Below are 13514 nucleotides of genomic sequence, written 5' to 3' on the forward strand. Positions count from 1 at the left end.
GTTGTGGCTTTGGGCACCGGCTACCCAGCCCAACACCACGACATTTAGTCGACCTGCCCCCAAACCTCCGCCGAAACCATCCCGCCTACTTCGGTCTGTCGCTTTTCACAGCGTAAGCCTGCTTCCGAAAGAAGTTTTTGCCAATCGGCCAGGTGCTGAGCCTGGATACCTGCTGTGAGCCGAAAAAAGCGAATCATCACCCATAACAAGGCTTTCTGCCAGTTGGATGGAGGCTTTACAAAATCAGTGGCGAGCCATAACCCACCGGATTTCAAGACGGTACGAAGTTGAGGAATAATAGTAGTCTGTAATGTTTGCGCAGAAAACAGATCCAGCACAAAGGGCGTCAGGATGACATCAAAACGTTCGTCTGGCTTGAGGCTTGACTCATCCCCTACCCGAAACTCAACTGACCCAACCAGCGCTTTCTGAACCATGCGCCGACTGGCACGAGCAACCATCTGTGTCGATGTTTCGAGGTAAACGATTCGTTTAGATTGGCAGCGACGTAATACCTGTTCCAACAACCAGCCCGTTCCTCCACCAACGATCAATACCGAAGCACCCGTCGGGATACGATTCAGGAATACGGCCTGCGCCTGTTGTAGTTTATGACCGAAGACAATGAAAGCAAGGGCATCGTATACCGGAGCAATCCAATTAAAATTTCCTCCTGCGCCAGTGCCCATAGTTAAAAAAGGTTGAGAGACAGAGCTGTATGCAGTTCCGTGTTAACTTCTATTGATCAGCCCGCTCCCCAAATGACAGGAAATCTTTGTACATCGCACACTCCCGAATCATTTCTTTGTGAAAGGCTGTACGCCTGTGGTTTTTAAAGAAGTTAGTATACGCGCTGGCAAATTTAGCCTTACGCAATGCCAGCATAGTCTTCACAAACGTAGAATCCTCTTCGTACACATACCCATTGCGCATCTGCTCGATGGAACGTTGTAAGGAAAATGAATGTGCTTCGCAACGGGCAGCCATGTAGGCAGATCGGTCGGTAATGGCGGGGGTTTTACCTGCTTTCACAGACTGCTCAAAATACCCTTTGGCGTGTGCTGTTGTATAGTAATCCGTATTCATAAGCTGATCGATGCGTTTTTGTTTCGCAACTGGATTGGATGGAAGGTCGTAAACCGGGGGTTCGCCTGCACTCCAGTACGATTTTACCAGCAACCACGCATTACCATACCAGCTCAGGTTCCAGGCTCCACAGCCTAACTGGTAATACAAGTCAGCGGCTTTATCGCCCGAAGCCGCTTTGGCTTGCTGTTCCAGTTCAGCCATACGCTTAGCAAACTGAACAGGTGTATACGGGTTTTCTTTTGCTTCAGCCGGAAAGTTCACACTCCCATCGGCCGTTTTTACCTGAGGCATTTTAATGGCAAATGGATTCTGCTGAAAGTACATCGAGAAGGCCTCATTCGCCCAGGTTTTCGGGTCCACGTTTGCAAATGCATCGGCCGCTTTTGCATACTGGTGCTCCATCATCAACCGACGCCCTAACAACAGGCTCAGGTAATCCCTGGTCAGGCCTGATAAGTTCAGCAATCGTTTGTCAAAATCAGTTTTAGGCTGGCTGGCAAAGGCAATTGTCTGTTCTACAGTAGCAGCCGAAACCGTATCTTCAATCGTATTTGGATCTGTTGTGCTGGCGAAATAGCTATCACTTCCTGCCTGTGTGGTAAGCATTGTCAGCAAATAGGCTTTGGCCTCACTTGGCCCATCAACCGGCTCTGTTTTGGAGCGACTACATCCAGTTAACCAGCCGCTTTTCGGCTCGGTCTTGTTCCGGTAGGTAGTTGCAAACTGCTTACAAACAGACACAAAGGCATTATTCAATCGGAAGTTGCCCGTCGTATCAAATTCTTCCAGATACCCAATCAGTTGATTTTCAGTCTCCGGTGTAATCGTTTCCGTTTGTGCAGCCAGCAGTAACATTCGCTGCACGGTGATCTGTTTTTTTAGATTGGCATTGGTCGATGGCACTAGTACAGCTTCATCCAGGTGCGATTGCGCGGCTTTATAGTCTTTCCCGATGTAATCCAGATACGCGGCCGCGGTGTACCAAAATGAAGCATTACCAAGCGCTTGATTCTCCGCCGACTCTAGTGCAAACGACCGCAGTTTATCAAAGTAGGAAGCCGACTCATTCTTTCGATTGATGAACCGCACCGAATCCGGATTCTCGCTCAGACTGTTTCTTACGTACTGCTCATCGGTTATAAAAAAGTAATACTCATTCCGGTTGATCTCCCGGGCCATGACCAGCTCAATTAGTGGACTTTTCGGAGTTAGTCGCACCATTTCCTTCAGAAACTCCAGCGCATCCTGGCCCGGTTGAATGGCACAGAGGGCGTAAACGGCCGCCCGTTCGTTATCCGTTTTTGCGAATTGCTGTGCCTCCTCCCGAAAGCGGATGCCATACTTACGCAAGCTGGTTTCAGCCGCTTTCCGGCGCGATGGGCACCGGTCGAATACCTGCGCAAATTCATAGATGGCTTGTGCGGTATCGCCCAGTGCCAGCGTAGCCCCCGCCCGACGGCATAAGGCCCAATCACTCATAAACGTATGTTTAGATAGCGGTTTAACCAACTGATCATACAGTTGCTGCGCCTGCTTATACGCTTCGATTTCGCAGGCTAGTTTGACGGCTTGAAAGGCGTATCGCTCCTTCAAAAAAGCATCTGTCGTTGTCCGATAACCCGTTCTGGCATCCTCAAGCAGTTCAGGCAGTTTCGTGCTATCAGCCTGAGTTGGATTTGGCTCCCAGGGATTTCCCTGACCATCATCAGCAGCCCAGGCGAAATCCAGGTACGCTACCGCAGGGGAATTGGTACGTTCCAACTTCGCCTTTAGTGCACTGACGGCCTCAGGCTCTTCGCGGTACAATGCCTTATAGATTTGCGTTTCAGACAGGCTATTTCTCACGTAACTTGCCCATGCCGTTATGTTTTCATCCACTATAATGCTATCGCTATACTGCTCCGCGATTTCGGGATCATTGTAGAACTGCGGGGTAAAAAAATAGCGACTATCCTCTGGTTGACTTGTTGCCGATTCAGGCATAAAAAAGCTCATAAACTCGTTCAGATCGAACGAGGGGCCACAGGCAAAGCCAAGTAAGATAGCCACTAAAAGGGCTGGTCTACGGAAGTTTCGGAGACTGAAGGAGGGTTTGAAGCGTTTCACGCGGATACGAAGATAGAATGGTAGAGTCTAGGTGGTATAAAGCAAATGTAAGCCGTTGGTTGGAAATCTGATTGAGTAAACGGGCTTTTTCCTGAAGTAGCCGATCGGACGGAACCGCTTCGGACCGGAACAAATCACCCCGACGAATAGCAATACCAAATGCCGATGTATCGCGGGTGGCAACAAATCGGGTACTATCCGACTGGGGAGCCAGAAAGTGACTTTTTGCCAGCGTTTGCCGATCAAGGTTAGTTAAAAAGATCAGGAAACGATTGTTGCGATACACGATCGTCCAGCGAAAAAGTGGCATCACCAAATCGAGCGGCAAAGGGTATGTTGATACAAACGACAGGTATTGGTTTGCTACGTCTGGATCGTAAATAGAGTTACGCGTGTCGGCCCGTTTCCAGTCATCCACATTATAGAGCATCAGCATACCACGTGTAACGGGTGGAATACCGGTCTGGTCGGTGTATTTAATCTGGTGCAGCCGAATCGTTGCCGATAGTGGGCAGTTGAGCCGGTTTTTAAGTAGCGTCAATAACCGAAAGTATCGGTCGCGGGTGCTTGTACTCCAGTCACAGTCAACCTGTACTTCACTGAAAGCCAATCCACTTTTCTGGCTGATCCTTTTTATGGCCTGGGTAATATGGGTTGCCAGTTCAGGAAGTCCGTTTGGCGACACATTCATCAGGGTTCGGTTCGTAATAAACACGACCGGCACGATGGTGCCAACGGGCTTTTGCTGAAATTGAACAAAGGCTTTAGGTACAGGCTGGCGAGTGCGGGCATCCCAGTCTACATCGAAGAAGTGAACATACAGCTTATTGACAGTCAACCGTTTAAGTTCTCTTACTTCTGAACGGGTTGGATTATAAGCGACTTTCCAATGGTAGAAGGCAGAGGTGATTTGTTTCTCCAAGTCATCCGTATGGCTGCTCGATGATTTACAGGCGATGTTATTCAGGCATAGCAGTATAAAGACAACTACATACAAACGCACGTCATTTAGTTTTCCCATCCGACACAATTTACGCGGGCAAAATAGCCGTTTACCCCTTATACCGGTACAGTTCCGACGGGTTTTCAAGGCTATTTATCCATGTTTCTACTTCTGGTATCGTACCAGTAAAACTACCAGCCTCCCCACTAACCTGGCCCTGATTTAGTGCTACATCCAATGTTAGATCACAGGCTAGTAAACCAGGATATAGCCGCAGGTACATGGTAACCGTTGAGTCATTCACCCATTGAATTCCCGACCCAGACCAGAGATGCTCCAGTTCAAATAAAGTCTTGTTATCGCTAACCCGAACAAGATAGGGCTGATCAATCCAATGGCTCATGCGAATTTCCGTACTGCAAATGCTAACCATGTATTGATGATCAGGAGAATAAAACTCGCCCATGATGAATCCAGCTTATTTTGATGGAGCAAAAGTAACCCGATGGGTATCCATCAACCAGAACTAGTTAGTAACTGGCGGATGCGCGTAAATAATTGGCCCCAACCGACGAACAAAGGCCACTATAAAAAAAGCCCGAATGATTCACCATCATTCGGGGCATAAGCTCTTGTATACTGGTACCTCATCGACCCAGATTCAATCCATACGCGAAATTGAAGGAGAAGGCTCCACTACCTTCGCCAAAACTGGTAACGAAACTGGTTCCTATATCAACGTAGTTCTGATTTGGCAAGCGAATAGCATAACCAAAAGCTGGTTCGAACCGGAAGGCGGTAGCCGCAATCCGGCTTACGCCAATATCGACCCCCAGGTTCAAACCAGCATGCAGGCCATCGATGATATAAAAACGGGGACCAACCGTTATAGGAATCGAGATACCAGAGGCCGATCCATAATAGTAGCGAAAATCGTCTCTGTAGCGTCCCTTTACCAGAAAGAACTCCATACCCGTTTTGCCCGTGATAGTGAAGTTGGCGCCTAACGGTTGCTGGTAGCGAATGTCGAGACCTGTTGTAAAGCCAGTTGCATTATAACGGCCTACACCAACAGCCATCGGTGTTCCTATAAATAAAATCTGGTTGCGTCCCTGCGCCTGAACCTTGATTTGCGTGCTACTAAAAACCAGCAGCAGACTAACGAAAATGCGTGTGTATGTTTTCATGGCTGGCTTATTTAGTAGCGTTAAACTTCAGTTCCAGCGATTCGCCCGTTTGGGCATCGGTTTCCGATACATTGAAGATGATGTTATTGCCATCCGCATCGGCCACGAGTTCCCCATCCAGGTATAGGCCGTAGGCTTCACTGGTTTTCCGGACCTCGATATTATCAATATCTATAGTTGAGTTTTGCTGGCCCGTAATCTTTAGCGTGAGTGTTAGCGAGACAGTCTCCTCCGAAGTTGAGGTTAGTTGTACCGTACCCGAAATGGTTTGTCCGCTTTGCGTATACGGCATTTTGGGAAGGTTAATGGCATCAGAGCCAGATGCATAGCGGAACGATGTCAATGTATAGGTGCCCGCCACCGCATCGGCTGGTTTTTTCGGCGCAATGTCGTTTTCACCTTTTTTACAGGCGCTGAACGCCAAAAGGATACAGAGGAAAAGAATGAGCTTTTTCATGGCATTTGATTGTTTTACTTCAGCGATTACCGTCAATCACCGAGGCAAAACTATCGGCTCATCTAAGGGCCTACAATACCACATTTGTATGATTTTCTGAGTTTTAAAGAGAGAAAGAATGAATGAGTGAAAGAGCGGAAAGCTGAAATAAACTATTTTTCGCTCTTTCACTCATTCATTCTTTCTTTAAATCGCTATTTATTTTCTCCCCAGATACTTATTGACAGCCTCAACTTTGGAGTGGACCTGGAGTTTCTCGTAGATATTAAAGATGTGTTTACGAACCGTAGTAGGGCTCACAAACAGTTCATTTGCTACTTCTTTGTGGCTATGACCTTTTGCTAATCGGTCCAGGATTTCCCGCTCACGGGGAGTCAGTACATCGAGCTCGCTGGGCGTGGAGGTGTTGACATGAAACGAACCGGCTATTTTACGGGCTATGGTGCTGCTCATAGGTGCTCCCCCTTCGTGGAGTTCTGTGATGGCTTCGAGGAGCTTATGGGGTGGGCTACGCTTCAGAATATAGGAATTGGCACCTGCTTTAAGGGCTTCAAACACAGTTTCGTCTTCGTCGTACATGGTACACATCATGAATTGTGTATCAGGGCAACGGGTCTTTAAATGCCGTACACAATCGATACCGTTCATGCCGGGCAAGTCGATGTCCATTAGCACCACATCCACGCAATGGCCTGGCAAATACTCAAGGGCCGCTTCAGCCGTTTCGAAGGTGGCCTGGCACGAGAAACCATCCGCCCCATCGACCAGAATGGCCAGCGACTGTCGGATGGGCTCTTTATCTTCAACGATGGCAACCGTAATGGAGGTTTTCATCCGGCAATATTGAGCGATTTTTTAGTTCTATGCTATACTACGTTTGTAGTATTTTCTCTGCTGGGACAATTGGGTACGGGTAACAGATTTTCACGCAGGTGCCCGTTTCTGAAGGCACAATTTCGCAACGCCCACCCGATTCAGCCATTCGATTCTGCATATTACTTAACCCATTCCGCAAATTCGATTTCGCGTTGGGGGTAAAACCCCGTCCGTTGTCACATACTTCGATCAACAGCTGTTTATCGTCTGGTTGCATTCGGAGGATAACCCGGCTCGCCTGTGCGTGTTTGACTACATTATTCAGGGCTTCCTTTACGGTCAGAAATACATTTCGACGGTCGATACCCCGCATCGTAATTTCACTGGGCGACTCTTCCACCTCAGTTTGTAACATGAGATCGGTATTTTCGATAAATTCACTAGCGTAGGCACGGGTGTACGCGATCAGCCCATTCAGGCTATCATTTTTGGTATTAAGCGACCAGATGATCTCGTTCATCGTTGTGACCATATCAGCCGAAATACTCGAGATCTTTTCCACTTCGGGCGTTGTATTAGGCCCCATGCGGGTTTTCACCACCTCACTTAGCAATCCAATAGCTGTGAGTGATGCCCCCAGATCGTCGTGCATTTCTTTTGAGATACGGAGTCGTTCTTTCTGCTGGCCCTGTAATTCAGATTGTACCAATGCCAACTCGCGTTCACGCTCAGCAGCCAGTAAGGCATTTTCGGCGGATCGTTGACGCTGCTGGTAGTAGAGATATCCAAAAATACCCCCACCAACAATACTAATAATCAGCAAACCTGCCAGCAACAGCCAGAAGTTCTGTTGCTGACGGGCCAACTCCAGCTGATCAATCTGGCGTTGTTTTTCAGCCAGTTTCTGTCGACCCTCGGCTTGTTTGAGTTGTAGTTCATAGTTTTGAAGGAGTTCTTTCGTTTCCTGATTATTCAGGGAATCGTTGGTTCCAATGTATTTATCGAGCCACTCGGCCGTTGCTTTATACTGGTGAAGCCCCTCGTTCGCAACCGCATACTCCCGGTAAATATTTCTAAATTCGGCTAAACCAACTTCGTTTTTTGTAGCAATCTGATTCGATTTATCCAGCAGCGTTTTAGCCTGAGCAAACTGCTTCATTCGGTTGTGCGTTTGTGCCAGCGACATCAGCATATGCAATTCGTGGCGCGGGTTACCTAACTGCCGACTCATTCGGAGTGCTTCGCCCTGATAATACAAGGCCGAGTCATAGCGTGCCTCCGCACTGTATTGATAGCCTATATTATTGTACAGATTGATCATAAAATCAAGGTCATTCGTCTGCTCGATCCACTGCTTTGCCTTCAGATAATATGCCTGCGATTCCTTTAGTTTATTCTGTTTGCTCAGTAGGTTTGCCATGCTGAAATAGTCGATGGCAATAGACCGTCGATCTTTTTTATCGTTAATATCGAACGACAGCGCCCGTTTATACTGGTCTAACGCCTGGGAATACATTTTTTGCTGTTCATAGATGTAGCCCAGATTTTGATTGATAACCGCTACGTTTTTCAGCTTGCCTATTAGCCGCATATAGTGAGCGGCCTGCTGATAATTGGGGATAGCTTCGCTCAGCTGACCCGAAAACAAAGCGGTATTGGCCAATGCAAAATAGCTTAGTCCCAGGTTCCGTTTCGAGGTATCCTGCTTTGCCTTCTGTAACGCATCCTGCGCAATTTTCCGGGCTTCGTCGTGCCGACCGAGGTTGTTCAGCAAATAAGCCATTAGTCGAACACTTTCGAAATAGCCCTTTGTGTAGTTTATTTTCTTTGAGAATTCGTAGGCTTTCTGATAATTAGTGAGTGCCACTTTACTCTGATTCGTCTCAATAACTTCCCCTTTTTTCAGCAACTCCATCACGTAGCTGGTATCCGTGGGGCTGGGCACCAACTGGCTAAACGTCGGGAGAGTGCACACCGACAGCACGACGATAAAAACCAGCAGCGATTTAATCATCAGTCAAGTTTGGCTTTTCTAACCAAACTATGAATCAGTTCGTATGTTATTGGCAATTTATGAAGGATATAATGCAGTATCTAAAAGACGGCGTTACCATCAAATAAATGGCTTACTTCTTAAAGTCTACGGAAGCGATAAAGGTAATCCAGGCTTCTGCCCGGTCACGGTAATGATTAATATCTTTAGGAAGTTGAGTAAACGCAGTTGGGTTTTCAAGTTGAAGTAACTGGATTGGGGCAATTAAAACCGGATTTGGGTCATTCGCGCTCGTGCCATAATTCAAAGCGAGTTTAAACATCACTCGGTTCGGGCGAATGGTGGCGGGAGGTAAATTTGGCGATACCTTAATAAGTTTATCAATCTCCGTTGTCTCGCCCGGCGAAATAGGATCCGTGATGCTTGCTTTACTTAATGTGTAGGTAGATGTTATAAAGGAAGGTTTGTGTATCCGGCGAAAATCGACCGATACATTATAAAACAGTGTTCCTCCTGACGTATTTACTGAACTGCTTAACGCCTTGCTTTGCGGTAATTTAATGGACTTTTCTGTTTGTGTAATCTTCCCCAGCACCTCCCCATTTTTGCCTATAAACCAAAGCGTCAGGAGGTCAAACTCGCAGGGGTAGGGTTTGGGTTTACCTGTAATCGTTTTACACCCGTTGGTAAGTGGAGCTACGGCCGTTTCAGAAGCAGGAGCCGCTTTCATCGCAAACAAAGCAGGAATCAGGAATAACAACAAGCTGGATTTCATACGGGAAGATGGCTAAAACTAGGATGGAGATGATTCGCTAAAACTAGTACACTTTCTTCCATAAAAATAGTCTCGCCGGTTTAGCAACGAGACTAGTTAGGTATCGGTAATTAAACTACCCGTTAAAACAAAAACTCATTAAGCGAATGACCAACTGCCTGACAAAAGGATGATTCTTCGCCAGAATCGGGACCATCCAGTTCATACCGATGCCAGATATTCAGTTTATAATCATAGACAAATCCTTCAGGTACATCATAGGTTGTCATCAACTCTTTTAGCTTCTGCGTATCCTTCTTAACACCCTGAGTATGGGTCACCTCAATCAATACCTCGGTCAATTCAGTTTCAGGATTGGCTAACAATAGATCTGGAACAGGGCTTGTTTGGCTCTGATCTATCATTGCTTCAGGGTAGGCAAAAAGCTGTGTCTGCCGATTACGATACAGATTCATTAATCCTGTAACGAGTTGGGCAATTATGGCCTGGTGAATTCGGGGTGCGTTAACGCCCATGTAAACAATATTATCGTTCATGTCCTTTCCCGTTTATGACGTTAAGGTACAAAAATTGGCTATACTTTCAGATTACTGACTTTTATCTCCACCGTTTTCTTCCCCTCTCCTGCCACAGTTACCTCTTTACCATTCAACTTGATGGTGATGGGTTGTGCTGAAGAATTTTGAACCGTTACATTCTGCTGAGTGGTTGTCACCTGCAATAAGGCCCCCCGGAACCGAATCTTGAACGAAAGCGACTGCCAGTTATCAGGACAGTAAGGATCCAAAACAACCTTTTCATGTTCAATACGTAGCCCCCCAAATCCTTTCACAACTGCCAACCAGGTACCAGCCATCGACGTAATGTGGCAGCCATCTTCGGTGTCGTTGTTGTAATCGTCGAGGTCAAGCCGGGCGGTGCGGAGGTACATTTCGTAAGCCTTTTCTTTCATCCCCAGCTTCGACGCCTGAATGGAATGAACGCAGGGCGACAACGATGACTCATGCACTGTCATGGGTTCGTAGAATTCAAAATTTCGCCGGAGTGTATCGGTATCGAACTCATCTTCAAAGAAATAGAGTCCCTGCAATACATCGGCCTGTTTGATAAAACATGACCGCAAAATCCGATCCCATGACCAGTTCTGGTTAATAGGCCGCTGACCTTTCGGGATGTCCGAAACAGGCATCAGGTCTTTATCCAGAAACCCTTCCTGCTGAAGGAAAACCCCCAACTTCTCATCCTGAGGCAGGTACATTCTTTCAATAATCTGCTTAGCGGTAGCCAATTCCCTCTCTTCGCGAAAGTGAATCCGATCGATCAGTTCAGCATATTTATCCCAGTCAAGAGCTTTTACTTTGCCAACAGCCTCTACCGTGTAGCGAAGGGTCCAGGCGGCCAGGTAATTGGTGTACCAGTTGTTGTTAACGTTGTTTTCGTACTCGTTGGGGCCAGTTACGCCCAGCATAACATACTGCTCTTTTGCTTTCGACCAGTTGACACGCTGACTCCAGAAACGGCTGATGGCAATGAGTACTTCCAGACCGTATTCAACCAGATACTGCTCATCACCCGTGTAACGAACGTAATCGTAAATGGCGTAGGCTATGGCCCCATTTCGGTGAATTTCCTCGAAGGTAATTTCCCATTCGTTATGGCACTCTTCGCCGTTCATCGTCACCATCGGGTAAAGCGCAGCACCCGCTCGGAAGCCTAGTTTTTGTGCATTTTCGATGGCTTTACCGAGTTGTTTGTACCGATAAACCAGCAGGTTTTTGGCCACTTTCTGGTCGGCAGTTGACAGGTAGAAGGGCAGGCAGTAGGCTTCTGTATCCCAGTAGGTCGAGCCACCATATTTCTCGCCCGTAAAGCCTTTGGGACCAATGTTCAATCGCTCGTCTTCGCCGGTATAGGTTTGATTCAACTGGAAGATATTGAACCGGATACCCTGTTGGGCCGCCACATCCCCGTCGATGATAATGTCGTTGGTTTTCCACTTATCCGCCCAGGCCTGCTTTTGCTCAAACAGCATTTTCTCGAATCCCTTCCGCGTAATCCGCTGGATATATTGATGGGCATCTTTGATGATGGTATCCGAATCGTAATTAAGCGACGATAGGTTGACCGCGTATTTGTAAATAACTGTTTCCTGCCCCTTTCGACAATCGAGGGTCATGCGGTTGGCGACGTACTTTTCGTACTTGATCGGCTGCGACTGAAAATCTACCTTCACGCCATCCTGCTCAATTTCCACACACATACCGGTAGCCACGTGGAAGCCCGTTTTACGGGTACGAAGTTCAATATAGGCTTCGCCATAAGCTGTTTCCTTACGCACTTCATCCCAGAACGTTTCGTCGTAGTTGGCGTCCCGGTTACGAATATCGCCATCAATGTAGGGCGTAATAGTGATTTTAGCGTCGAAATTCAGCGGTTTGATGGCATAACGGATTGCCCCCGACTCATCATCAACAATGGAGCAGAACCGTTTGGCATTGATCTGAAGTTCTTTACCGCTTTTGAGAACAGCTACAAAGGATCGTTCAAGATACCCCTCCTGCATGTTCAGCACACGCCGAAAATCACGGACTTCGCATTGATTCAGATCCAGAGATTCGTACTCGATATCAATGTCGATACCAATCCAGTTAGCAGCATTCAACACTTTAGCGAAGTATTCGGGGTAGCCGTTTTTCCACCAGCCCACGCGGGTTTTGTCGGGATAATAAACGCCGGCCACATAATTCCCCTGTAGGGTTTTGCCGGTAAATTTCTCCTCGAAATTTCCCCGCTGCCCTAATCGGCCATTGCCAATAGACATGAGGCTTTCGGTAATCTCATTAAAGTCACGGTAAAACCCTTCTTCAACAATGTTCCAGGGATCTTGAGTAATGTAGTGTTTCATCACAGGTTATTAGTCGTAGTCGCAAAAGTAGCCATTTCCGCTTTTACGCGCATGGCCTGCTTCATGTGTCGTTCGGTATGGGCCACCAGCATCAGAAAGGCATCACCCAGTCGGATTTTGAGCCAGTTACCAAACAGGGTCATTACCTTATCCTGATTCCAGTCCAGGTAAACAGCTTTATCCAGTAGAGTTCGAAGTAAGGTTTGTAGCTCAACAAACTGGCTCATAACCTCCGTAGGCACCAGGTCGGCGGCTGGCCGTGGACGAACCATTCCCGGCGCAGGAATTTTCATTTTCACCTGAGGATCAACAGCATACAGCATTGCTTTACCAATCCAATCGCTGTTAAGTACCTGATCGGCTGGATTAGCCTGTAGTAAACCGAGCTTATCCACCTTATGCTGAATGTTTCGGATATAGAATCGTTCAGCCAGGTTCAGGTGCTGCAGGCATTCCAGAATACTCCAGCTGTCAGGTGCGGGTTTCCAGCGCAATTGAGCATCCGTGAGCGGTGAAAACTCGGTTTCGACCGTTGCTAAAACAGCCGAAAGGCGCGTTTGGAGTTCCTGGGCAGTGGTGAGTTTTTGCATGGTTTAGGATTTAACCGCAAAGAACGCAAAGGTTATCGCAAAGAGCGCAAAGCACTAATTTGTCTTAAACTTCGCGCCCTTTGCGGTTAAGAAAATTGTGCTTGTTGAAACAAATCAACGTCGCGCTTTGAGTCGAGGTCGATGGCTCCGGCTTCGAATGGCACTTCGGAGCAGTCGTTGCGATGCTTCCCGATGACCCATTTTACACCTTTATCCCCCTGGAGCTGAAGCAGTTCATTTATGTAATTGCGATCGAACAGGGCAGGTACGCTGAGTTGCGTATCATAACGGCAGGCAACAATCTTTTTCCCTTCCTCCTTCCGAACATCGAACATATGCAGGAGTAGTCCAAGAGAAACAAGTGGTTGATCGGTATGCAATACCAATACGGCTTCAATATCTTTATGGGTCAAATAAAGTCCTGCCAGCCCTGTCTTCAGCGATGAGGCCTGCCCCGTTGGCCAGCTTGGATTATCGACCAGTGTAATTGGCAAACCAGCCAGCTCAGGCACAATCCGGGCACGATTGGCACCCAATACCACCACCACTGGCCCTCGTTGCAAGGCCAGCGCATTTTCGGTTACCCGTCGAATCAGCGACTGGCCTTTATAGGTTAATAACTGTTTTGGTTCACCGCCCATACGAGAGGAGTC

At 47.4% G+C, this 13514-nt stretch carries 13 protein-coding genes; all 13 read right to left on the reverse strand.

What is annotated here, in order from left to right; translation table 11 throughout:
- Window positions 1-44: 44 nt before the first annotated feature.
- Window positions 45-689 carry a class I SAM-dependent methyltransferase gene (locus EXU85_RS17920; RefSeq protein WP_142773398.1) on the reverse strand — a complete coding sequence of 215 codons (645 nt, stop codon included), beginning with the start codon at window positions 687-689 and terminating at the stop codon, window positions 45-47.
- A 49-nt stretch (window positions 690-738) separates the two neighbouring features.
- On the reverse strand, window positions 739-3195 hold the full coding sequence (locus tag EXU85_RS17925; protein ID WP_142773399.1) for a hypothetical protein: 2457 nt from the start codon (window positions 3193-3195) through the stop codon (window positions 739-741).
- Window positions 3152-4216 carry a hypothetical protein gene (locus tag EXU85_RS17930; RefSeq protein ID WP_142773400.1) on the reverse strand — a complete coding sequence of 355 codons (1065 nt, stop codon included), beginning with the start codon at window positions 4214-4216 and terminating at the stop codon, window positions 3152-3154. Before EXU85_RS17930 ends, EXU85_RS17925 begins: the two co-directional genes overlap by 44 nt.
- A 31-nt stretch (window positions 4217-4247) precedes the next feature.
- Window positions 4248-4604: a hypothetical protein gene (locus tag EXU85_RS17935; RefSeq protein ID WP_142773401.1), complete on the reverse strand. Its 357-nt coding sequence runs from the start codon at window positions 4602-4604 to the stop codon at window positions 4248-4250.
- 181 nt (window positions 4605-4785) lie between these two features.
- Window positions 4786-5325: a hypothetical protein gene (locus tag EXU85_RS17940; protein WP_142773402.1), complete on the reverse strand. Its 540-nt coding sequence runs from the start codon at window positions 5323-5325 to the stop codon at window positions 4786-4788.
- A 7-nt stretch (window positions 5326-5332) separates the two neighbouring features.
- Window positions 5333-5782, reverse strand: coding sequence for a hypothetical protein (locus EXU85_RS17945; protein WP_142773403.1), 450 nt, complete (start codon window positions 5780-5782; stop codon window positions 5333-5335).
- 198 nt (window positions 5783-5980) lie between these two features.
- Entirely contained in the window at window positions 5981-6616 is a 636-nt protein-coding gene (locus EXU85_RS17950) for a response regulator transcription factor (protein ID WP_142773404.1), read from the reverse strand.
- 37 nt (window positions 6617-6653) lie between these two features.
- Complete coding sequence (locus tag EXU85_RS17955) at window positions 6654-8612, reverse strand: tetratricopeptide repeat protein (protein ID WP_142773405.1); 1959 nt, start codon at window positions 8610-8612, stop codon at window positions 6654-6656.
- A 112-nt stretch (window positions 8613-8724) separates the two neighbouring features.
- Window positions 8725-9366, reverse strand: a complete 642-nt coding sequence (locus EXU85_RS17960) for a hypothetical protein (protein ID WP_142773406.1) — start codon at window positions 9364-9366, stop codon at window positions 8725-8727.
- A 122-nt stretch (window positions 9367-9488) separates the two neighbouring features.
- Window positions 9489-9902: a Uma2 family endonuclease gene (locus EXU85_RS17965; RefSeq protein WP_142773407.1), complete on the reverse strand. Its 414-nt coding sequence runs from the start codon at window positions 9900-9902 to the stop codon at window positions 9489-9491.
- A 38-nt stretch (window positions 9903-9940) separates the two neighbouring features.
- The gene (locus EXU85_RS17970; protein ID WP_142773408.1) at window positions 9941-12271 is read right to left on the reverse strand and encodes a glycoside hydrolase family 65 protein; all 2331 of its coding nucleotides are present in this window, start codon (window positions 12269-12271) and stop codon (window positions 9941-9943) included.
- The gene (locus EXU85_RS17975; protein ID WP_142773409.1) at window positions 12271-12861 is read right to left on the reverse strand and encodes a DinB family protein; all 591 of its coding nucleotides are present in this window, start codon (window positions 12859-12861) and stop codon (window positions 12271-12273) included. The genes EXU85_RS17970 and EXU85_RS17975 overlap by 1 nt, the downstream gene beginning before the upstream one ends.
- An 86-nt stretch (window positions 12862-12947) precedes the next feature.
- Entirely contained in the window at window positions 12948-13502 is a 555-nt protein-coding gene (locus tag EXU85_RS17980) for an NTP transferase domain-containing protein (protein ID WP_246859634.1), read from the reverse strand.
- Window positions 13503-13514 lie beyond the last annotated feature (12 nt).

Origin of the sequence: Spirosoma sp. KCTC 42546, assembly GCF_006965485.1 — a bacterium.
In the GTDB taxonomy this organism is placed as follows: domain Bacteria; phylum Bacteroidota; class Bacteroidia; order Cytophagales; family Spirosomataceae; genus Spirosoma.